General features: G+C 75.1%; 3 protein-coding genes (1 of these 3 only partly in view). All 3 read left to right on the top strand.

All coding sequences use genetic code 11. From position 1 onward, the window contains the following. The first annotated feature begins 80 nt into the window (after positions 1–80). Tightly spaced (each overlapping or abutting the next), the 3 genes in view from OG989_RS26505 to OG989_RS26515 form a layout consistent with a single transcriptional unit that may run on beyond the window. Entirely contained in the window at positions 81–13,673 is a 13,593-nt protein-coding gene (locus tag OG989_RS26505; protein WP_327028825.1) for a non-ribosomal peptide synthetase, read from the top strand. Then, positions 13,670–17,728 (top strand): non-ribosomal peptide synthetase, encoded by a 4,059-nt coding sequence (locus tag OG989_RS26510; RefSeq protein WP_327028826.1) that lies wholly within the window; start codon positions 13,670–13,672, stop codon positions 17,726–17,728. The genes OG989_RS26505 and OG989_RS26510 overlap by 4 nt, the downstream gene beginning before the upstream one ends. Beyond that, positions 17,728–24,941, top strand: the 5' portion of a protein-coding gene (locus tag OG989_RS26515; protein ID WP_327028827.1) for a non-ribosomal peptide synthetase. It continues 2,293 nt past the right edge of the window; the window shows 7,214 of its 9,507 coding nt (coding positions 1–7,214); the start codon lies at positions 17,728–17,730; the stop codon falls past the right edge of the window. Before OG989_RS26510 ends, OG989_RS26515 begins: the two co-directional genes overlap by 1 nt.

Here is a 24,941-nt window from a genome sequence, read left to right on the forward strand (position 1 = left end):
TACTGTGGATCCACTTCGGCCGATGTCAGGTGGCGCATTCAGGTGGCGCGACGGGCCGTCGGGCAATCGAGGGGGCGCACTTGCCGGACGACAAACCGACCCGTGTTCCGGCCCCCGGTCGCGTCCCCCCGGCACGGACACCCGCCGAGGTCGAGCGCCTGCCGGACCGCTCCGGCCTCCTGCCGCTCTCCTTCGCGCAGCGGCGGTTGTGGTTCCTGGAACACCTCGGCAGGGTCGGTCACGCCTACCACATGCCCCTCGCCCTCCAGCTCGACGGCCGGCTCGACCACGACGCGCTGCGGGCGGCCCTGGACGCCCTGGTCGCCCGGCACGAGGTCCTGCGTACCCGCATCGTGCCCGACGGCGCCGAGGCGGCCCAACGCATCGACCCGCCCGGGGCCGCGTTCCCGCTCCGGCTCGACGACCTGACCGGGCACGCCGACGCTGCCGCCGCCCTGGCCCGGCTCCAGCAGGAGGAGAGCACCGCCCCGTTCGACCTGGCGGCCGGCCCGCTGTTCCGGGGCCGCCTCGTCGCCCTCGCCCCGGACCGGCACGTGCTCCTGCTGACGATGCACCACATCGTCTCCGACGGGTGGTCGCTGGGGGTCCTGACCCGTGAGCTGGGGGTGCTCTACACCGCGCACCACCACGGCCAACCCGACCCCCTGCCGCCCCTGCCGGTGCAGTACGCCGACTACGCCGCCTGGCAACGCCAATGGCTCACCGACGGCACCCTGCAACGCCAGGAAACCCACTGGCGCCAGACCCTCGCCGACGCACCCACCCTGCTGCACCTACCCACCGACCGACCCCGACCCACCGAACAGAACCACCACGGCGCCCACCTCCCCATCACCATCGACACCCACCTCACCACCGCCCTCAAAAACCTCACCACCACCCACGGCACCACCCTCTACATGACCCTGCTCACCGCCTGGGCCATCGTCCTGTCCCGCCTCACCGGCCAACACGACCTCATCATCGGCACCCCCACCGCCAACCGACGCCGCGCCGAACTCGAAAACCTCATCGGCTTCTTCGTCAACACCCTCGCCCTACGCATCGACCTCACCAACCACCCCACCACCACCCAACTCCTCCACCGCATCCGCGACCTCACCCTCACCACCCTCGACCACCAGGACCTCCCCTTCGAACAAGTCGTCGAAGCCGTCAACCCCACCCGCAACCTCGCCCACACCCCCCTCTTCCAGGTCATGTTCGCCTGGCAGAACAACGAGGACGTGGACCTGGACCTGCCGGGTGTCGAGGTGACCGCGCTGCGCAGCCCGTGGACCAGCGCAAAGTTCGACCTCACCCTCTCCCTGGCCGAGCACGACGGCCGCATCACGGGCAGCCTCGAGTACGCCACCGCCCTGTTCGACACCGCCACCGCCCAGCGGCACATCCGCTACCTGCGCCACGTCCTCACCCAACTCGTCGCCCACCCCGACCAACCCATCGACCGGCTGACGCTGCTCGACCCGACGGAGCGCCGCGAACTCCTCGCCGCCTGGGACGACGCGACCACGTACCCGGCCGGGCGGACGATCCCCGGGCTGTTCGCGGAGCGGGTCGCCGCGGCACCCGACGCGGTGGCCGTGACGTGCGAGGGCAAATCGCTGACCTACCGCGACCTCGACGCGCGCGCCAACCGGCTCGCCCACCACCTGCGCGCGCACGGCGTCGGCCCCGGCGCCCTCGTCGCGGTCTGCCTGGAGCGCTCACCCGAGCTGGTCGTCGCCCTGCTGGCCGTGCTCAAGGCCGGCGGCGCGTACGTGCCGCTCGACCCCGCCCATCCGGCGGAGCGCCTCGGCGAACTGCTCGGCGACAGCGCCCCGGTCGCCGTCCTCGCCCACGCCGCGACCCGCACCACCGTCGACGGCCTGACCAACGCGCCCCTCGTCGACCTCGACGCCAACGCACACCGCTGGGCCGAGCACCCCACCACCGACCCCGACCCCGGCACCCGGCCCGACCACCTCGCCTACGTCATCTACACCTCCGGCTCCACCGGCCGCCCGAAGGGCGTCATGGTCGAGCACGCCAACGTGGTGCGGCTCTTCTCCGCCACGGCCGGGTGGTTCGGCTTCGGTCCGACGGACGTGTGGAGCCTCTTCCACTCCTTCGCGTTCGACTTCTCCGTCTGGGAGATCTGGGGGGCGCTGCTGCACGGCGGCCGGCTGGTGGTCGTCCCCCGGCTGGTCAGCCGCTCCCCCGCCGACTTCCACCGGCTCCTCTGCGACGAGGGCGTCACCGTCCTCAACCAGACCCCCAGCGCGTTCCGCAGCCTGATCGCCGCGCAGGCCGACAGCGCGCGGGCGCACCGGCTGCGTACGGTGGTCTTCGGGGGCGAGGCGCTGGACCCGACGATGCTGCGGCCGTGGTACGCGGACGCGCGCAACGGGCGCACCGAACTGGTCAACATGTACGGCATCACCGAGACCACCGTGCACGTGACCCACCGGCCGTTGACCCCGGCCGACACCGAGCGACCCGGCGTCAGCCCGATCGGGCGACCCATCGGGGACCTGCGGCTCTACGTGCTCGACGGGCGAGGGGAACCGGTGCCGCCCGGGGTCGTCGGCGAGCTCCACGTCGGTGGCGCGGGGGTCGCACGCGGCTACCTCAACCGTCCCGCGCTGACCGCGGAACGCTTCCGGCCCAGCCCGTTCGTCGCGGGGGACCGGCTCTACGCCACCGGTGACCTCGTGCGCCACCGCCCCGACGGCGGTCTCGAATACCTGGGCCGCAACGACTCCCAGGTGCAGATCCGTGGCTACCGCGTCGAGCTGGGCGAGATCGAGGCCCGGCTGGCCGCCTGCCCCGGCGTACGCGACGCGGTGGTGACGGTCACGACCGACGCCACGGGCGAGCCGCGCCTGGTCGGCTACTACACCGCATCGGTGCGCCGGCTGACGGCCGAGGCGCTGCGGACCCGGCTGGCCGGTGTCCTGCCGGAGCACATGGTCCCGGCCGCGTACGTGCGGGTCGCCGAGTGGCCGCTCACGCCCAACGGCAAGCTCGACCACCGGGCGCTGCCCGCACCCGACGGGTCCGCCTTCGCCGCCCGGCACTACACCGAGCCGGTCGGTCCGACGGAGACCGCCCTCGCCGCCATCTGGGCCGAGGTACTCGGCGTCGAGCGGGTCGGCCGGCACGACAACTTCTTCGCGTTGGGCGGGCACTCGCTGCTGGCCCTGCGGGTGCTGGAACGGATGCGCCGCCAGGGCATGCCCGCCGACGTACGCGCGCTCTTCGCCTCGCCGGTCCTGGCCGACCTGGCCGCCGCCGTGGGCGCGGGCGGGGACCGGGCCGAGGCGACGCCGGAGCCGATCCCGGCCGGCTGCGACCGGATCACCCCGGACCTGCTGCCGCTGGTGGAGCTGAGCCAGCCGGAGATCGACGCGGTCGTCGCCACCGTGTCCGGCGGGGCGCCGAACGTGCAGGACGTCTACCCGCTGGCCCCGGTGCAGGAGGGGATGCTCTTCCACCACCTGATGGCCCACGACCGCGACCCCTACCTGGTGACCACGGTCCTGCGCTTCGCCGACCGGGACCGGCTGGACCGCTACGCCGCCGCGCTGGAGGCGGTCGTCGCCCGGCACGACGTGCTGCGCACCGGGGTGGTGTGGCACGGGATCAACGAGCCGGTGCAGGTGGTGTGGCGCCGGGCGCCCCTGCCGGTGGAGGAGGTCACGCTCGATCCCGCGGGCGACGACCCGCTCCGGCAGCTCCGCGAGCACGTCGACCGGCGGTACGCCCGCCTCCCCCTCGACCAGGCCCCGCTGCTACGGCTGCTGGTGGCGCGGGACCCGCGCGACGGCGCGTGGCTGGCCGTGGAGCTGATCCACCACATCGTCGACGACAACACCTCGCTGAAGCAGCTGCGGGCCGAGGTCCGCGCGTACCTGGCCGGCGAGGGCGACCGGCTGCCGCCGCCGCTGCCGTTCCGCGACTTCGTGGCGCGGATCCGGCGCGGCGTCGACCGGGCCGAGCAGGAGACCTTCTTCCGCCGGATGCTCTCCGACGTGGACAGCCCGACCGTGCCCTTCGGCCTGCGCGACATCCACGGCGACGGGCACACCATGCGCGACGCCCGGGTGTGGCTCGGGCCGGAGCTGACGCGGCGGCTGCGGCAGCGGGCCCAGGACCTCCAGGTCGGGGTGACGAGCCTGTTCCACGTCGCCTGGGGGCAGGTGCTGGCCCGGGCCGCCGGCCGCCGGGACGTCGTCTTCGGCACCGTGCTCTCCGGGCGGATGGACGCTGGCGCAGGCAGCGACCGCGTCCTCGGGCCCTTCCTCAACACGCTCCCCCTGCGGGTCGCCGTCGACGCCACCGGCGCCACGGAGTGCGTGCTGCGCACCCACGAGGCGCTGACCGGGCTGATCCGGCACGAGCACGCGTCGCTGGCGCTGGCCCAGTCGTGCAGCGGCGTCGCGCCACCGGCGCCACTCTTCACCGCCCTGCTGAACTACCGGCGCGCCGAGGTGCTGGCCGAGTCGGACGCCCCCGCGCCGGAACCCGACGCGGACGACCTGACCTACCTGGCCGCCCAGGAGCGCGGCAACTACCCGCTCGCGCTGGACGTCGACGACCTGCGCGACAACGTCGCGCTGACCGTCGCCGCCGCGGCCGGGGTGGCGCCCGACCGGGTCTGCGCGATGGTCGAACGGGCCCTGGAGACGCTGGCCGACGCGCTGGAGCGGGCGCCGGACGCGCCGGTGGGCGGGCTCGACGTGCTGCCCCCCGCCGAGCGCCGCCGGCTCGTCGAGGAGGGCAACGACGCCACGGTGGCGTACCCGCCGGGCCGCCTGGTGCACCACCTCGTCGAGGACCGGGCGGCCCGCGACCCGGAGGCGGTGGCCCTCGTCCTCGGCGACGAGCGCCTCACCTACGGCGAGTTGAACACGCGGGCCAACCGGGTGGCCCACCACCTGCGCGCCCGCGGCGTCGGTCCCGACCGGCTGGTCGCGATCTGCGTCGAGCGGTCGCTGGACACCGTGGTGGGCCTGCTGGCGGTCCTCAAGGCGGGTGGCGCCTACCTCCCGCTCGACCCGGCCTACCCGGCCGACCGGCTCGCCGCCATGCTGCGCGACAGCGCCCCGGTGACGGCGCTGACCCACGGCCCGGCCCGCGAGCGGCTGCACGCCGCGCTGGCCGGGCTCGACACCCCGGTGGTCGACCTGGACCTCGACGCGGCGGCCTGGGCGGAGCTGCCGGTGACCGACCCGGCCGTCGACGGGTTGGGCGCGCACCATCTGGCGTACGTCATCTACACGTCCGGCACCTCCGGCACCGCCAACGGGGTGCTGGTGGAGCACCGGCAGCTGGTGGCCGTGGCCGCCGCCTGGGAGCGCCTGTTCGACCTGCGTCCCGGCCTGGTGCACCTGCAGATGGCGAGCTTCTCCTTCGACGTCTTCACCGCCGACGTGGTGCGGGCGCTCGGCTTCGGCGGGCGGCTGGTGCTCTGCCCGCGTCCGCTGCTGCTGGACAGCGCGGGCCTGTACGCCCTGCTGCGCCGCCACGACGTGGACTTCGCCGACTTCGTGCCGGCCGTGCTCAACCCGTTGCTGGCGCACCTGGAGTCGACCGGCGGGAGCCTCGCCGGGTTGGAGACGGTGGTCTGCGGCTCGGACGCCTGGACCGCCGCGAACGCCGCCCAGCTCCGCGCCCTGTGCGGCCCGCGGGTGCGGATCGTCAACGCGTACGGCGTGACCGAGGCGGCCGTCGACAGCACCTGCCACCTGCTCCCCGCCGACGGCCTCGCCGGGGCGACCTGCCTGCCGATCGGCCGGCCGCTGCCGAACGTGCGCGTCTACCTGCTCGACGGCGAGGGCGAGCCGGTCCCGGACGGGGTGGTCGGCGAGATCCACATCGGCGGCGCGGGCGTGGCGCGCGGCTACCTGAACCGGCCCGAGCTGACCGCCCGGCGCTTCCGCGCCAACCCGTTCGTGCCGGGCGAGCGGCTCTACCGCACCGGTGACCTGGGTCGCCGCCTGCCGGGCGGGGAACTGGAGTTCCTGGGCCGCGACGACTTCCAGGTGAAGATCCGGGGCTTCCGCGTCGAGCTGGGCGAGATCGAGTCGCGGCTGGCGGCGACCGAGGGCGTCCGGGAGGCGGTGGTCGTGGCGCGCCCGGACGCCGGCGGCCACCAGCGGCTCGTCGCGTACGTGCTGGGCGCAGAGGCGCCGGACGCCGCGCGGCTGCGGGACCGGCTCGCCGCCCAACTGCCGGAGCACATGGTGCCGTCGGCGTACGTCCGGCTGGCCGCGTGGCCGCTGACGCCCAACGGCAAGCTCGACCGGGCGGCGCTGCCGGCACCGGACGGGGAGGCCTTCGGCCAGCGCGGGCACGTCGAGCCGGTCGGCCTGCTGGAGACCATGGTCGCCGGCGTCTGGGCCGAGGTGCTGGGAGTCGAGCGGGTCGGCCGGCACGACGACTTCTTCGCCCTGGGCGGCCACTCGCTGCTCGCCATGCGGCTGGTCTCCAGGATCCGGCAGGTGCTGGGGCGGGAGGTCTCCCCGGCGGCGCTCTTCGCGGCGCCGGTCCTCGCCGCCTTCGTCGCCCGGCTGACGCCGGACGGCCGCGACGTGCTGCCCCCGATCCGCCCGGTCGACCGGGCCGGCGCGCTGGAGCCCTCCTTCGCGCAGCGGCGGTTGTGGTTCCTGGAACGCCTCGGCGGTCTCGGCCACGCCTACCACATGCCCCTCGCCCTGGAGTTGGCCGGCTGGCTCGACCACGACGCGCTACGGGCGGCCCTGGACGCCCTGGTCGCCCGGCACGAGGCCCTGCGCACCCGGCTCGTGCCCGCCGGCTCCGACGTCCACCAGGAGGTCGACCCGCCCGGCACCGGCTTCACCCTGCACACGCACGACCTCACCGGGGCGCCCGACGCCGCCGCCCGGCTGGCCCGGCTCCAGGACGAGGAGTTCACGGCCCCGTTCGACCTGACCGCCGGCCCCCTGATCCGGGGCCGCCTGGTCACCCTCGCCCCGGACCGGCACGTCCTGCTCGTCACCATGCACCACGTCGTCTCCGACGGCTGGTCCATCGGCGTCCTGACCCGTGAGCTGGGGGTGCTGTACGCCGCCTTCCACGACGGTCGGCCGGATCCGTTGCCGCCGCTGCCCGTGCAGTACGCCGACTACGCCGCCTGGCAACGCCAATGGCTCACCGACGGCACCCTGCAACGCCAGGAAACCCACTGGCGCCAGACCCTCGCCGACGCACCCACCCTGCTGCACCTACCCACCGACCGACCCCGACCCACCGAACAGAACCACCACGGCGCCCACCTCCCCATCACCATCGACACCCACCTCACCACCGCCCTCAAAAACCTCACCACCACCCACGGCACCACCCTCTACATGACCCTGCTCACCGCCTGGGCCATCGTCCTGTCCCGCCTCACCGGCCAACACGACCTCATCATCGGCACCCCCACCGCCAACCGACGCCGCGCCGAACTCGAAAACCTCATCGGCTTCTTCGTCAACACCCTCGCCCTGCGCATCGACCTCACCAACCACCCCACCACCACCCAACTCCTCCACCGCATCCGCGACCTCACCCTCACCACCCTCGACCACCAGGACCTCCCCTTCGAACAAGTCGTCGAAGCCGTCAACCCCACCCGCAACCTCGCCCACACCCCCCTCTTCCAAGTCATGTTCGCCTGGCAGAACACCGACGACGGCGAGCTGACCCTCCCGGGCCTGCGGGTCACCGCCCTGCCGCCGCCCCACAGCACAGCCAAGTTCGACCTCACCCTCGCCCTCACCGAGCACGACGGCCGCATCACCGGCAGCCTCGAGTACGCCACCGCGCTCTTCGACACCGCCACCGCCCAGCGGCACATCCGCTACCTGCGCCACGTCCTCACCCAACTCGTCGCCCACCCCGACCAGCCCATCGACCGGCTGACCCTGCTCGACGAGCGGGAACGGGAGCAGGCGCTGCGCCAGGCCGAGCCGTCCCCGGTGGACAAGGGCGTCGTCGCCCGCCTCGCGCAGCGGGTCGCCGCGGGTCCCGACGCGGTGGCGGTGACGTTCGAGGGCACCTCGCTCACCTACCGCGACCTCGACGCGCGCGCCAACCGGCTCGCCCACCACCTGCGCGCGCACGGCGTCGGCCCCGACGCCCTCGTCGCGGTCTGCCTGCGCAGGTCGCCGGAGCTCATCGTCGCCCTCCTGGCCGTCGCCCGGGCCGGTGGCGCGTACCTGCCGCTGGACCCGGCCCACCCCGCCGAACGCCTGCGGCACCTGCTGGCCGACGGCGCCCCGGTCGCCGTCCTCACCCACGCCGCGACCCGCGCCACCCTCGACGGCCTGACCGACGCGCCCCTCGTCGACCTCGGCACCGACGCCCACCGCTGGGCCGACCGGCCCACCGTCAGCCCCGACCCCGGCACCCGGCCCGACCACCTCGCCTACGTCATCCACACCTCCGGCTCCACCGGCCGGCCCAAGGGCGTGGCGCAGACCTGGCGGTGCCTGGACAACCTGATCGACTGGCAGCTCCGCTACGCCGCGCCGGGCAGTCCCGCGCCGCAACGGGTGCTCCAGTTCGCCTCGATCGGCTTCGACGTCTCCGCGCAGGAGATCTGGAGCACCCTCTGCCAGGGCGGCACGCTGGTGCTGATCGGCGAGGAGGACGGCCGGGACCTGGGCCGGCTGCGCCACGTCCTGGCCGAACAGGGCGTACGGCGGGCGTTCCTGCCGGCGGCCGTGCTGCACCAGCTGGCCGGTCTCACCGGGGCCGTGGCCCCGCTCGCGCCCGGCTGCGAGATCGTCACCGCCGGCGAGGCGCTGCGGGTCAACGACGACGTACGCGCCCTGGCGGTCGGACTCGGCGGCCGGTACCTCTACAACCAGTACGGCCCGACCGAGACCCACGTGGTCAGCCAGTTCGCGCTGGCCACCGAGGCGGCGGCCGACTGGCCAGCGCTGCCGCCGATCGGCCGGCCGATCGCCAACGCGCGGCTCTACGTGCTCGACGAGCGGTGCGAGCCGGTGCCGGCGGGCGTGCTCGGCGAGCTCTACATCGGCGGGTCCGGCCTGGCGCGCGGCTACCTCAACCGGCCGGCGGCGACCGCGGAACGGTTCCTGCCGGATCCGTTCGCCGGGCCGGGCGAGCGGATGTACCGCAGCGGCGACCTGGTCCGCCGCCGGGCCGACGGGACCATCGAGTTCGTCGGGCGCGCCGACGACCAGGTCAAGGTGCGCGGCTTCCGGGTCGAGCCGGGCGAGGTGGAGGCCGCCCTGCGGCGCGTTCCGGGCGTCCGCGAGGCGGCCGTGCTGCTGCGCGAGGACACCCCCGGCGACCCGCACCTGGTCGGCTACCTGGTGGGCGACGTCCCCGTCGAGGCGGCCCGCGAGCAGTTGCGGCGCCGGCTGCCCGAGCACCTGGTGCCGACCCGCTGGGTGGTGCTGGAGCGGCTGCCGCTGACGGCCAACGGCAAGCTGGACCGGCGGGCCCTGCGCGCGCCGGAGCAGGCCGACGTCGCCACCGCCTACGTCGCGCCGCGCGACGACCGGGAGGCCCGGATGGCCGCCATCTGGGCCGAGGTGCTGCGCCGCGACCGGGTCGGCGCGCACGACGACTTCTTCGCGCTGGGCGGCCACTCGCTGCTGGCGACCCGGCTCGTGCACGCGATCAACGAGCGGATGTCGGCGCGGCTGTCGCTGCGTACCCTCTTCCGGAAGCCGGTCCTGGCCGACCTGGCGGCCGAGCTGGCGGGGCCCGGCTCCCCCGCCGTCGACGCCCTCCCGTCGCTCGTCGCAGATCCCGCCGGCCGGCACGAGCCGTTCCCGCTCACCGACATCCAGGAGGCCTACTGGGTGGGCCGCGGGTCCACCATCGAACTCGGCGGCGTCGGCGCGCACGGCTACAGCGAGCTGCGGCTGCGCGACTTCGACGAGGAGCGCTTCACCCGGGCGCTGCACCGGCTGGTCGACCGCCACGACATGCTCCGCGCGGTCTTCCACGACGGCGTCCAGCGGGTCCTGCCGAGCGTGCCGCGCTACGCGATGGCCCGGCGGGACCTGCGCGGGCTCGACCCGCAGACCGCCGACCGCCGGCTGGGCGAGACCCGGGAGCGGATGTCCCACCAGGTGTTCGACGCCGGCCGCTGGCCGCTGTTCGAGTTCGCGGTGACGCTGCTCGACGGCGAGGCGCGGCTGCACGTCAGCCTCGACGCGCTGATCCTCGACGCGGCCAGCGGGCAGATCCTGGAACACGAGCTGGCGCTGCTCTACGCCGACCCGGACGTCGACCTGCCGCCGCTCGCGGTGACCTTCCGCGACTACGTCCTGGCCGAACGGGCCCTGCGGCGCACGCCGCGCTACGAGCGGGCCCTCGACTACTGGCGGGAGCGGGTCGGCACGCTGGCCCCCGCGCCGCAGCTCCCGCTGGAACGGCAGCCGGAGAGCGTCGAACGGCCGCGCTTCACCCGCTACGACGAGGTGCTGCCGGCGGAGCGTTGGAGCCGGCTGAAGGCGCTCGCCGGCCGGCACCAGGTGACCCCGTCGGTGCTGCTGGTGACCGCGTTCGCGCAGGTGCTGGCCCGGTGGAGCCGCCAGTCGCGGTTCACGCTGAGCCTGCCGCTGTTCAACCGGCTGCCGCTGCATCCCGGCATCAACGCGGTGATCGGCGACTTCACGTCGCTGGTGCTGCTGGAGGTCGACGTGGCGGCCGGGGTCGACTTCGTGACCCGGGCCCGGGCGGTGCAGGAGCAGCTCTGGCAGGACATCGACCACTCGGCGGTCAGCGGCGTACGGGTCAACCGCGAACTCGCCCGCGCCCGGGGCACCCGCCACGCGGCCCTGCCGGTCGTCTTCAACAGCACGCTCACCGAGGCGGCGCCCGACGTCGGCGACAGCGGCCTCGCGGCGGCGCTCGGCGGTGAGGTGCTGCACGGCATCACCCAGACCCCGCAGGTGTGGATCGACCACACGGTCCTGGAGGCCGGCGGGCGGCTGCACGTCAACTGGGACAGCATCGACGAGCTCTTCCCCGCCGGCCTGGTCGCCGAGATGTTCGCGGCGTACCGGGAGCTGCTCGGGCGGCTGGCGGAGCCGGACGCCTGGCACGGCACGCTGGACGGGCCGCTCGCCCCGCCGGTGGCGGTGGCCCCGCCGGCCAATCGCGGGCTCCTGCACGAGCTGGTCGACCGGCAGGCGCTGGCGACCCCCGCCGCGCCCGCCGTGCTCGCCCCGGACCGGCGGCTGGACCACGCCACCGTACGCGTCGAGGCACGGCGGCTGGCCGGGCGGCTCCAGGACCACGGCGTCGGGCCCGGCCAGCTCGTCGCGGTGCTGCTCGACCGGGGCTGGAAGCAGGTCGTCGCCACCCTCGCGGTCCTGCACGCCGGGGGCGCGTACCTGCCGCTCGACCCCGACTGGCCGGCCGAGCGGGTGGCCCGGGTGCTCCAGCGGGCCGGGGCGGGGCTGGTCCTGACCGGGTCGGACCGGGTGGCCCTGCCCGAGGGCGTCGCGCGCCTGGTGGTGGACGCGGACGCCGTCGGTGCGGGCGGGCCGGCGCTGCGGCCGGTCGACCTGGCGGAGACCGACGTCGCGTACGTGATCTACACGTCCGGATCCACCGGCACGCCGAAGGGCGTGACGATCGACCATCGCGGTGCGGTGAACACGCTCCTCGACGTCAACGCGCGCTTTGCCGTGGGGCCCGCCGACCGGGTCCTGGCCGTCAGCGCGCTCAGCTTCGACCTCTCCGTCTTCGACATCTTCGGCACCCTCGCGGCCGGCGCGGCGGTCGTGACGCTCGACCCGGAACTGGCCCGCGATCCGGCCCACTGGCGGGAGGTGGCCCACGCCCACCGGGTCAGCGTCTGGAACTCGGTGCCGGCGCTGGCCGGCATGCTGCTCGACGACGCCGACGCCGGCCATCCGCTGCCGGCGTCGCTGCGGCTGGCCATGCTCTCCGGGGACTGGATCCCGCTCACCCTCCCCGACCGGCTGCGCAAGGCGCTGCCCGGGATCCGGGTCGAGAGCCTCGGTGGCGCCACCGAGGCGTCGATCTGGTCCATCCACCACCCGGTCGACGAGGTCGATCCGGCCTGGCGCAGCATCCCCTACGGCCGGGCGCTGGCCCACCAGGGGGTCCACGTGCTGGACGAGGCCCTGCGCCCCCGGCCCACCTGGGCCACCGGCGACCTCTGGATCAGCGGCGCCGGGCTGGCGCGGGGCTACTGGCGCGACGAGGCGGCGACGGCGGCCAGCTTCGTCGTCCACCCGGTCAGCGGCGAGCGGCTCTACCGCACCGGCGACCTGGGCCGGCTGCGCCCGGACGGCACGATCGAGTTCCTCGGTCGCGAGGACGGCCAGGTCAAGGTGCACGGCTACCGCATCGAGCTGGGTGAGATCGAGGCGGCGTTGGAGGGCCACCCGGGCGTACGCGCCGCCGCGCTGCGGCTACTCGGTCAGGCGCAGGGCGAGAAGCGGCTGGCCGCGTACGTGGTGCCGGACGGTCCCGCGCCCGAGCCGGTCGCCCTCGTGGCGTACCTGGAGGAGCGGCTGCCGGCGTACATGGTGCCGTCGTCGTTCACCGTCCTCGACGCGCTGCCGCTGTCGGCCAACGGGAAGGTCGACCGGGGCCAACTCCCCGACCCGAAGCCGTCGCCGGAGACCGTCGCCGAGGCGCCGGTGCTCACCGACCCGGCCGAGAACCGGCTGGTGGAGATCGTCACCGAGATCCTCGACCTGCCCGTCGTCGCGCCCGACGCCAACCTGCTGATGCTCGGCGCCACGTCGATCGACGTCGTCCGGATCGCGAACGCACTCTCCGGCGAGTTGGGCTTCCGGCCGAAGCTGGCCCGGCTGATGCGCCAGCCGACCCTGGCCGACCTGCTGCGGATGTTCCGCGAACACACCGCCGAGCGGGCCGTCGTCGCGGCCGCGCAGCGGGCCGCCACGGTGGTCGAGGACCCGGCCGCGCGCGCCGCGTTCACCTCGGACGGGCGGGGCCGTCGCGGTTTCGCGCCCGACACCCCGGCGGTCGCGCTGACCGCGCCGGCCGACCCGGCGTACGACCGGCGTTACACCGGCTACCGCACGGTGCGCCGCTTCGCCGCGGATCCGCTGCCGGCGGGGGCGCTCGGCGGGTTGCTGGCCACCCTCGCTCAGCGGGAGGTCGACGGTCGGGCCAAGTTCCAGTACGGCTCGGCCGGCGGCACCTACGCCGTGCAGACGTACGTCCTGGTCAAGGCGGGACGCATCGACGGGGTGCCGGGCGGGGCGTACTACCACGACCCGGCGGCGCACCGGCTGCTGGCGCTCGGCCGCGACCGCGAGTTGAGCCCGGACTCCTTCGACTACTTCGTCAACCGGCCGGTCTTCGAGGCCGCCGCGTTCGCGCTGTTCCTGGTGGCGCAGCGCGCGGCCATCGAGCCTCTCTATCAGGAGCAGAGTGCGACCTTCACCGCGATCGAGGCGGGCGCCATGGCCCAGCTGCTGACGATGGCCGCCCCCGAGCACGGTCTCGGCCTGTGCGGCGTCGGCGCCCTGGACACGGCGGAGCTGACCGCCCTGTTCGACCTGGAACCCTCGCACCGGCTGGTCTACGCGCTGCTCGGCGGCGGCCGTCCCGGGGCGGAGCCGGCCGGGCCCGACGCCGCCGCCACCGACACGATCACGGTCGAGCTGTGAACGCCTACGAGCTGCTCGACACGCTCAACCGGCACGCGGTCGGGTTGCGGGTCGACGGCGACCGGCTGCGCCTCACGGGATCCCGCGAGGTCCTCACGCCCGACCTGCTGGCCGACCTCAAGCTGCACAAGGAGGAGCTGGTCGCGATCCTGACCGGCGCCGACGCGGACACGATCCCCCGCCGGCCGCGACCGGACGCGCCGGTGCCGGTCGCGTTCGCCCAACGGCAGCTCTGGTTCCTCGACCAGCTCTCCCCCGGCAACCCGTTCTACAACAACCCGGTCGCGTTCGACGTGGTGGGCGCCCTGGACGTGCCGGCGCTGGCCCGCGCCCTGACCGAGGTGGTGCGCCGGCACGAGGCGCTGCGTACCGTCTTCGCGCTGGTCGACGAGGAGCCCTGCCAGGTGGTGCGGCCGGTCGGGCCGGTCGCCCTGCCGGTCGCGGACCTCACCGCGCTCCCCCGCCCGGAGCGCTCCCGCCGGGCCGACGAGGCCGCCGAGGCTGAGGCGCGGGCGCCGTTCGACCTGGCCGCCGGCCCGCTGCTCCGCACCGCCCTGCTGCGGCTGGCCCCCGACGAGCACCGCTGGCTGCTCACCGTGCACCACATGGTGGCCGACGGCTGGTCCGTCGGCATCCTGATCGGCGAGGTCACCGCCCTCTACGCCGCGTACGCGCGGGGCGAGGCCGCTCCGCTGGCCGAGCTGCCCGTGCAGTACCCGGACTACACGCTGTGGCAGCGCCGGCACCTCGGCGGCGGCGAGTTGGAGCGCCAGCTCGGCTACTGGACGCAGACGCTGGCCGGTGCGCCCGCGCTGCTGGCCCTGCCGACCGACCGGCCCCGCCCGGCGGTGCAGCGCTACCGGGGCGAGACCCACGGCACGACTGTGGACGCCGCGGTGCTGCGGGGCCTGCGGGAGGTGGGCCGGGCCGGCGACGCGACGCTCTTCATGACGCTCATGGCCACCCTGTCGGTGCTGATGTGGCGCTACAGCGGGCAGGACGACGTCTGCGTCGGCACCCCGTTCGCCAACCGCAACCACCGGGACGTGGAGGGCCTGATCGGCCACTTCGTGAACACGGTGGTGATCCGCAACCGGCTGGACCCGGAGCAGTCCTTCGCGGCACTGCTGGCCGACGTCCGCCGGCACCTGCTCGACGCGTACGCCCATCCCGACCTGCCGTTCGAGCAGCTCGTGGACGCGCTCAACCCGGAGCGGCACACCAGCTACTCGCCGCTGTTCCAGGTGATGCTGGTGCTGCAGAACATCCCGCGCGGCCGGCTGGAGCTGCCCGGCCTGGTGCTGCGGCCCCTGTCGAGCAGCACCGGCGCGGCGAAGTTCGACCTGTCGGTCGAGGTGCTGGAGCACGCCGACGAGCTGCACGTCATCTTCGAGTACAACACCGACCTCTTCGACGCCGCGACGATCGCCCGGCTGGCCGGGCACTTCGTTCGCCTGCTCGCCCAGGTGGCGGCCGATCCGTCGGCCCCGGTCGGCGCGCTGCGGCTGCTCGGTGCGGACGAGCGGCACCGCCTGCTGGTCGAGTGGAACCGCACCGCGCGACCGTTCACCGACCCGGCGGACGTGGTGCGGCGGATCGCGGCGCAGGCGCGGCGGCACCGCGGCTCACTCGCCGTGGCCGACGACGACGAGCGGCTGGACTACGCCACGCTGGAGCGGCGGGCCAACCGCCTGGCGCACGCGCTGATCGCCCGGGGCGTACGCCGCGACCAGGTGGTGGGCCTGCACGCGCGGCGCTCGGCCGGGCTGATCGTGGCCATCCTGGGCGTACTCAAGGCCGGGGCCGCCTACCTGCCGCTGGACCCGGCCCTGCCGCCGGAGCGGCTCGCCGGCATGGTCGCTGACGCGGCGCCGGCCCTGGTCCTCGGCGAGGACGACCTGGCCGCCGTCGAGGCCGAGGGGCGCCACGACGGTCCGCCCGGCGTCGTCGTGCACCCCGCCAACCTGGCGTACGTGATCTACACGTCGGGCTCGACGGGCCGCCCCAAGGGCGTCGCGGTCGCCCACGGCGGCGTCGTGAACCTGCTCGACCACTGGGTGTCGCGGCTCGGCGCCGCCGAGGGGGAGGCGGCGGCGCTCTGGTCGAGCGTCGGCTTCGACGTCTCGGTGCAGGAGATATTCCTGCCGCTGACCACGGGCGGGGCCCTGCACCTCGTACCGGAGAAGTTGCGCGGCGACCCGGCGGCGCTGATGGGCTGGCTGCGCGAGCACCACGTCGTGCAGGCCTACCTGCCGCCGGCCTTCGTCCGGTGGATCGACGAGGATCCGGCGGCCCGCCTGGCCGGGTCGGCGCTGCGCCAACTGCTGGTCGGGGTCGAACCGCTGCCGGAGCAGGGCCTGCACCGGATGCAGGAGGCCCTGCCCGGGCTGCGGGTCCTCAACGGGTACGGGCCGACGGAGACCACCGTCTACAGCACCGCCTACCTCGACCCGCAGCCGTCCGCCCGGCAGTGCCCGATCGGCCGGCCGATCGCCAACACCCGCGTCCACCTGCTCGACGAGCTGATGGAGCCGGTGCCCGTCGGGGTCACCGGCGAGATCCACATCGGTGGCGCCGGTGTCGCCCGCGGCTACCTGGGCCGGCCGGGGGCGACCGCCGAGCGGTTCGTTCCCGACCCGTTCGTGCCCGGGGAACGGCTCTACCGCACCGGCGACCTGGCCCGGCTGCTGCCCGACGGGAACATCGAGTACCTGGGCCGCCGCGACGGCCAGGTCAAGATCCGGGGCTTCCGCATCGAGCTGGGCGAGATCGAGGCCGCGCTGCGGGACCGGGGGGACGTACGCGAGGCGGCGGTGCTGGTCGACTCGGACGCGGCCGGCGAGCCGAGGCTGGTCGCCGGGGTGGCCCGGGGCGGGGCGGCGCCGTTGCTGGTCAGCGAGTGGCGCGAGGCGCTGTCGCGACGGTTGCCCGGCTACATGATCCCGTCGCTCTTCGTGGAGCTGCCGCGGCTGCCGCTGACCGCCAACGGCAAGCTCGACCGCGACGAGGTGCTGCGGCTGGCCCGTACCAACGCGCCCTGGCAGGTCAACCTGGCCAGCCCGCGCGACCAGATCGAGCTGACCCTCTACCAGATCTGGAAGCGCCTGCTGCTGCACCCGGAGATCGGCATCGGCGACCGGTTCTTCGACGTGGGCGGCACCTCGATCTCGGCGATCAAGCTGGCCCACGCGATCGGCGAGGCGTTCGGCGAACCGCTGCCGGTGCACGAGATCATGCTGCACCCGACGATCGAGGCGCTCGGCGGCCGGCTGCGGCGGGGCGCGTCGGGCCGGCCGCCGAGCAACCTGATCAAGTTCCGGGCGGGCGACGGCGCCGGCCGGGTCATCTGCGTGCACCCGGCCGGCGGCACCGCGTTCTGCTACCTGTCGCTGGCCAAGGCGCTGCCGGAGTCCCTCGGCGTGTACGGGATCCAGTCCCCGGGGGTGAACCCGGGCGAGGAGTTCCTGCCCACTGTGGAGGCGATGGCCGAGGCGTACCTGGGGCAGGTCGCGCACCTGCTGGACGGGCCGGTGGTGCTCACCGGGCTCTCCTACGGCGGGCTGGTCGCGTACGAGATGGGACGCCGGCTGGCGCTCGCCGGGCATCCCGGGCTGAGCGTGGTCCTGCTGGACACCCTGGGCACCGACGACCCGGCCCACCGGGGCGCGATCGAGCCGGTGGACATGGCCGAGTTCCGCGACAAGCTCATCAAGTTCAACGGGATGTACCCGGGCATCGACGACGAGCAGATCGACCAGTACCACCGCGTCTACAACCACAACCGGTCCACCATGCGCGACTATCCGACCCCCGCGTCGCCGGCCCGGCTGGTGCTGTTGCAGGCCACCGCCGGGCGCGACGAGGCCTTCCTGCACGAGGTACGCGCCTTCTGGCGGCGGCGCGGCAACGCCGACTTCCTGCTGGAGCGGGTGCACTGCGACCACTGGGACATCCTGGAGAGCGCGGTGGTGCTGCGGGTCGCCGCGCTGCTGCGCGGCGAGGTGGACCGGCTCTCCGACGCCCGTCCGACGACGCCGGCCGTACGGGAGGCGTGATGGTCCAGGATCCCGGTCTCGCCCACGCCGTGCTCGCCCAGGCCAGCCGTACCCCCGAGGCGGTCGCGGTGGCCGACGGCGACCGGCGCCTCAGCTACGCCGACCTGGACGCCGCCAGCGCCGCAGTCGCCCGGTCCCTGCGCCGGGCCGGGACCCGCCCGGGTCAGGCGGTCGCGGTGCACCTGCCGCGCGGCTGGCGGCTGGTCTGCGTCATGCTCGGCATCCTGCGGCTCGGCGCGACCGTGGTGCCGCTGGACCGGCAGAGCCCGCCCGCCCGGCGGGACCACATGCTGCGCGACTCGGGCGCCGTGGCGGTGGTCCACGGCCCGGAGGCGCCCGGCGACCTGCCCGACGGGGTGCGGCCGCTGCCGGCGGAGGCCCTGCTCGCGGTGGACGCCCCGCCGGCCGGGGACGCGGAGCCGGAGGCCGCGCCCGCGCCGGTCGCGTTCGTCTTCTACACCTCGGGCACCACCGGCCGCCCCAAGGGCGTGGAGGTGCGCGACGCGGGCGTCCTGCGGCTGGCCCGCCCCGGCTACGTCGCGCTGACCCCGGCGGCCCGCTACGCGAGCCTCGCCAACCCGGCGTTCGACGCGATCAGCTTCGAGGTCTGGGTGCCGCTGCTGACCGGCGGCTGCTGCGTCGTGCTCGACGACGAGACGGTGGCGACGCCGCACCTGCTCGACGCCGCGCTGCGCCGGGAGCGGATAGACACGCTCTTCATCACCGTGGCGCTGTTCAACGCGGTGGTCGACGAACGGCCGCACTGCTTCGCCGACGCCGGCCAGGTGCTCGTCGGCGGCGAGCAACTCAACGCCCGGCTGATCCGCCGCTGGTACCGCGACAACCCCGCCAGCCGCACCCGGCTGCACAACGTCTACGGGCCCACCGAGGCGACCACGTTCGCCCTGTGCCATCCGATCCCGCGCGACTTCGACGCCGAGGTGGTCCCGATCGGCCGGGTGCTGCCGGGCACCGACGCGCACCTGGTGGTCGACGGCGAGCGTGTCGCCGCGCCGGGCGAGGTCGCCGAGCTGTACCTGGGCGGCGCGGCGCTGGCGGCCGGCTACCGCAACCTGCCCGAGGAGACCACCGCGCGCTTCGTCCGGCTGCCCTGGCTGGACGGCTCCGCCGGCCGCCACTACCGCACCGGCGACCTGGTGCGCGCCGACGCCGCCGGCCGCGTCGAGTACGTCGGCCGGGTCGACCGGCAGGTCAAGGTCCGGGGCTTCCGGGTCGAGCCCGGCGAGGTGGAGCGGCAGGTCCTCGCCCACCCGGGGGTCCGGCAGGCGTACGTCTGCACCCGGCGCGACCCGGTGCACGGCACGAACGAGCTGCTGGCGTACCTGGTGACGGCTGGCGACCTGTCGTACGCGGAGTTCGACCGGCACCTGACCGCGACCCTGCCGCCGTACCTGCGCCCGCACCGGGTCCACCGGGTCGGGGCGCTGCCGCTGACGGCGAACGGCAAGGTGGACGCCGACGCGCTGCTGCGGCGCGACGACCCGCCCTGGCGCGCTGGCCGCGACGACCCGCCTGGGTGTGGTGGGCGCGACGACCCGCCTAGGCGTGGTGGGCGCGACGACCCGCACCCACACGACGGGCGCGAGGAACGCCACGACCCGCACCCACACGACGGGCGCGACGGCGAGCCCGCCGAGGTGGCCGGCACGGCGTGGCAGCGGGCGGTGCTCGGGCTGGCCGGCGAGGTGCTGGGCGTGCCCGACCTGCGACCGGACGACCGGTGGATCGCCAGCGGCGGGGATTCGCTGAAGGCGCTGCGGCTGCGCTTCGAGATCCAGCGGCGCTGGGGCGCCGAGGTGCCGCAGGCGGTGGTGCTGGGCGGCGACCTCGCCGAGCTGGCCACGGCGGTCGCGACGGCCCGCACCGCGACCGGCTCGCCGTACCCGGTGCCGGCTCCCCCGTCCGGCGCCCGGTCCGCGCCGGCCACCTCGGAGCAGCAGCGGCTCTGGCTGTTGCAGCAACGGTCCCCGGCGTCCACCGCCTACCACGTGGGGCTCGCCTTCGAGCTGCGCGGCCGGGTCGACGTCGACGCGCTGCGGCACGCGCTGCGCCGGGTGGTGGCACGTCATCCGGCGCTACGGACCGCCTTCCGGGCCACGCCGGAGGGGCTGCGCCAGGAGGTCGGCGACCCCTACGACCCGTGGCGCGAGCCAACTCCCACTCCCGCGTCCGCTTCCGACGCTGACGGAGCCGGGGCCGGGGCCAGGGCTGACGACTGGGCTGGGGCCGGCGACAGGGCCGGCGACGGCGACTGGGCTGGGGCCGGTGACGGGGCTGGCGGCGGGGTTGGCGACGGCGACTGGGCCGGGTGGCGCGAGCGCGCCCGCGCCCTCTTCGCCGCCTCCTTCGACCTCGGGCAGCCGCGCATGCTGCGGGCGTACTGGCTGGCCCGCGACGGCGGCGGGGTGCTCCTGCTGCACCTGCACCACATCGCGGTCGACGGCTGGTCGCTCGACGTCCTGTTCCGCGGGCTGTCGGCCGCGTACGCGGCGGCGCTGGCCGGCACGACCGAGGACGAGGACGAGCCCGCCCCGACGCCGCTGGACTACGCCCGGTGGCAGGCCGAGTGGTTCGCCCGGCCGGCCTACCGGGCACAACGCGACGCCCTGCGCGGCCACTACGCCGACGTGACGGAGGTCGCCGCGCCGCTGCGGCCGATCCGGAAGCACGGCGGCACCGGGGACCACCTGCTCCACACCACGATCGGCCCGGAACGCCGTGCCGCCCTCGACCGGCTCGGCGCCGAGCTGGGACTGACCCGCTTCCCGCTGCTGCTGACGCTCTTCGGCTGGGCCGTGCACGGGGTGACCGGCCGCACCCATCCGCGCGTCGCCAGCCCGGTGGCGAACCGGCCCGTACGCGACTTCGAGGCGAGTGTCGGCATGTTCGCCAACACGGTGCTGCTGCCCCTGGCGCTGGCACCCGCCGAGGAACTGCGGGCGCAGCTGCGCCGACAGGCCGACGCCGTACGCGCGGTGCTCGACGCGCAGGACGTGGCGCTCGCGCACGCCGTCGCCGACCACGACTTCGGCGCCGACGCGCCGCTGTTCGACTTCCTCTTCGTCCTCGACAACACGGACTTCTCCGCGCTGGCGCTGCCCGGCTGCGCGTCCCGGCCGGTCTGGCTGGCCCCGACCGAGGCCAAGTGCCCGCTCACCCTCTCGGTCGTCGCGCACGAGTCCGGCTTCGACTGCCTCTGGGAGTACGCCGACGAGCACTTCGACGCCGCCGACGTGGCCGCGGCGGCCGAGTTGTTCCGGCGCGGCCTGGACGCGTTGACCGGCACCGACCCGAGCACGCTGGCCGAGCTGGTGCGCCCCTACCGCCGCGGCCTGCCCGAGCCCGGCCGGGGTTCGCGTACCCCGTCGGCCTTCCCCACCGTGGCCGAGGCCTTCGCCCGGCGGGTGCGGGCGGAGCCGACCGCAACCGCGCTGGTGGCCGGCGACCGTCGCCTCAGCTACGCCGACCTCGACGCGTACGCCTCGGCGCTCGCCGCCGAACTGCTGCGGGACCATCCGGTCTCCACCGACGACCGGCATTGCGTCGCCCTGTTCTTCGAGCCGTCGGTGGAACACGTGGTGGCGCTGCTCTCGGCGGCCCGGCTCAACCTGACCGTCGTGCCGCTCGACCGGGCCTACCCGCCGGCGCTGCTGCGCCAGGTGCTGGGCCAGGTCGACCCGCTCTGCGTGCTGCTGGCGCCCGGCGACGAGCCCGCCCTCGACGTGATCGACGAGGGCGCTCATCCCCGGCACCCGGTGGTGCTGTCCCGGTCGGCCACGCCTGTCGCGCCGTCGTACGCCGGCCGCCCGCTCTACACGCTCTTCACCTCGGGCTCGACCGGCACGCCCAAGGGGGTGCAGGTCGGCGACGCCCTGCTGGTCAACCTCCTGCGCTGGCAGAGCGAGGCCGGCGGCCTGGCGGGCGCGGCGGCGACCCTGCAGTTCTCCATGCTCTCCTTCGACGTGTCCTTCCAGGAGATCTTCGGCACGCTCTGCGGCGGCGGCACCCTGCACCTTCCCCGCCCCGGGCTCAGGCAGGACATGCCGGCCCTGCTGGCGCACCTCGACGCCGCCGGCATCGAGCGGATCTTCCTGCCGTACGTCGCCCTGCAACTCCTCGCCGAGCACGGGGTCCGCCTCGGCCGGTACCCGTCCCGGCTGCGGGAGGTCGTCACCGCCGGCGAGCAGCTGATCTGCACCGACAGCATCCGCCGCTGGTTCGCCGGCCTGCCCGGTGCGCGCCTGTTCAACCATTACGGCCCGACCGAGACCCACGTGGTCAGCAGCCTCTGCCTCGACGGCGACCCGGCCACCTGGCCGACCCGCCCCGCCATCGGCCGCCCGGTCGCCAACACGTGGCTGCGGGTGGTGGACTCCGCCGACGAGGTGGTGCCGCCGGACTGCCCCGGGCAGCTGCTGATCGGCGGGGAACTGGTGGCGCCCTGCTACCTGGACGATCCGGCGCTCGACCGGGCCCGCTTCGTCGAGCTGCCCGGTGACGGCTGGTTCTTCCGCAGCGGCGACCAGGCCCGGTTCGACCGCGACGGTCTGCTGCACTACCTGGGCCGCGACGACCAGCAGGTGAAGGTGAGCGGGCACCGGCTGGAGCTGGGCCAGGTGGAGGCGGCCCTGCTGGCGCACCCGGCGGTCGTCAACGCCGTGGTGGTCCGCGACGATCCGCACCTGGTCGCCTGTCTGGAGCTGCGGGCGGATCCACCGTCGCCGGAGGAGCTGACCGGTCACCTGGCGGGGCTCCTGCCCGGGTACGTGCGGGTGGACCGGTTCCGGCGGCTGCCGGAGCTGCCGCGTACCGCCAGCGGGAAGCTGGACCGCCGCCGCGCGTTGACGGCACCGGGCGAGGAGCTGCGGCCGGGCGCCGCCGCGCCGGCGCCGGTCATGTCGGTCCTGGAGTCTCGGCTGGCCAAGCTCTTCGAGGAGGTCGTCGGGACGCCGATCGCACCCGACCGGCGCTTCTTCGACCAGGGCGCGGGCAGCCTCGACCTGATGCGCTTCCACCTGCGCTGCGCCGCCGAGGGGCTGCCGCTGAGCATCCCCGACCTCTTCGAGCACGTCACCATCCGCCGCCTCGCCCGGTTCCTCACCGAGCAACGGGCCACGGAGGCGGCGGTGGGCGCGCGGGACGGGGCCGTCGCTGGCCCGGCGGACGAGCCGGTCGCCGTGGTCGGGATGGCCGTCCGGCTGCCCGGCGCGGCCGACCTGGCCGCCTTCTGGGCGATGGTGGAGGCCGGCGACCGGGGCATCGAGCACTTCGACGCCGCCGACGGCCTGGTCGGCGCCCGCAGCCAGCTGGCCGGGGTGCTCGGCTTCGACCCGGGGCACTTCGGCATCAGCCGCCAGGAGGCGCGGCTGATGGATCCGCAGCAGCGGCACCTGCTGATGAGCTGCGTCGAGGCGTTGGCGCACGCCGGCATCGCCGATCCCGCCGGGCAGCGGGTCGGCCTGCTCGCCAGCTGCGGCGAGAACACGTACTTCCAGACGATGCTGCGCGAAGCCGATCCGGCGCGGCTGCCGGACTCCTTCCAGTTGGCGCTGCACCACGAGAAGGACTTCCTGGCCACGAAGGTCGCCTACCACCTGCGGCTGACCGGTCCGGCCTTCACCGTGCAGGCGGCCTGCGCCAGCTCGCTGGTGGCGGTCCACGTCGCGGCCGGGCTGCTGCGCCAGGGCGACAGCGACGTGATGCTGGTCGGCGGCGTGCTGGTGGACCCGCTGCTGACGGCCGGCTACCGCTACCAGCCGCAGCACATCTTCTCCCCGGACGGGCACTGCCGGCCGTTCAGCGACGACGCCGGCGGCACCGTCGGCGCCAGCGGGGTGGGCGTGGTCGTGCTCAAGCCCCTGCGGCTGGCCCGGCGCGACGGCGACACCGTCTACGCCGTGATCACCGGGTCGGCCGTCAACAACGACGGCGCGGAGAAGATCGGCTACGCCGCGCCGTCGGTCGCCGGCCAGCGTGAGGTGATCCGTACCGCGCTGCGCCGCAGCGGGCGTACCAGCGGCGACGTGGGCTACGTGGAGGCGCACGGCACCGGCACGGAGCTGGGCGATCCGGTGGAGGTGGCGGCGCTACGCCAGGCGTTCGACCTGGCCGGGTCCGGTCGCGTCGCGCTGGCCTCGGTGAAGAGCCAGATCGGTCATCTCGGCGCGGCGGCCGGGGTGGTCGGTCTGGTCCGCGCCGTGCTGGCCGTGCACCACGGGCTGATCCCGCCGAACGTCGACTTCCGTCGCCTCAATCCACGGCTGGGCCCCGACCCGGCCCCGTTCCACGTCCCCACGAAGGCCCGGCCCTGGCCCGTCGACCGGCCACGCGTGGCGGCGGTGAGCAGCTTCGGCATCGGCGGCACCAACGCCCACCTGGTCTGCGAGGCGGTCGCGCAGGTCGGCGCCGGCCCGGAGACTCCGCCGGTCCCCGGCGTACCGGTGGTGCTGCTCGCCAGCGGCAGCGCGGCCGGCCTGCGCGCCGACGCCGACCGCATCGCCGACTACCTGGCGGCCCGGCCCGAGGCCTACCACCGGGTGCTGCGCCACCTCCAGGCGGGCCGCACGCCGGGCAGGTGGCGGGCGGCGGCCGTCTGCGCCGACGCGGCCGCCGCCGTGGCCTGGCTGCGCACCGCGACCGCCGTCGAGGTCACCCCCGTCGAGGCGGCGCCCGTCGCGGTCACCGGCCCGGCCGGTACGCCACCGGCGGCCGACCTCGTCGCCGCCTGGCTGGCCGGTCGGCCGGTCCGGTGGCCGGCCGGTCCAGCGCAGCCGCCCTGGGACTTCCCCCCGCCGGCGTTCGTTCTCGTCGACCACGAGTTCGCCCGCGCCGCCCCGCCGGCCGGGTCGGCACCGCCGGCCGGGATGGCACCGCCCGCCGGGGCGGCGTCAGCCGGGGTGGCGTCGCCCGGGGCGGCGTCGCCCGGGGTGCCGGCGGCTGCCGGGGCGGCGCCGGCCGATCAGCCGTGGCCGGCGCGGCTGTCCGAGGCCGAGTGGTTGCACCAGCCGCACTGGGTGCGCTGGCGGCACGCGGGGGCCGACCCCGGTGCCCGCCGCCCGGAGACGCTCGTGGTCATGGCCGCGGAACCACCGCCGCCGGCCGCGCTCCGCGCCTTCGCGGCGTCCCACGCCCGGGTGGTCGCCGTCACCGCCGCGGACGGCTTCGCCCGGCTCGGACCGGACAGCTACCAGGC

The sequence above is a fragment of the Micromonospora sp. NBC_01740 genome (assembly GCF_035920365.1).
Lineage (GTDB): Bacteria > Actinomycetota > Actinomycetes > Mycobacteriales > Micromonosporaceae > Micromonospora > Micromonospora reichwaldensis.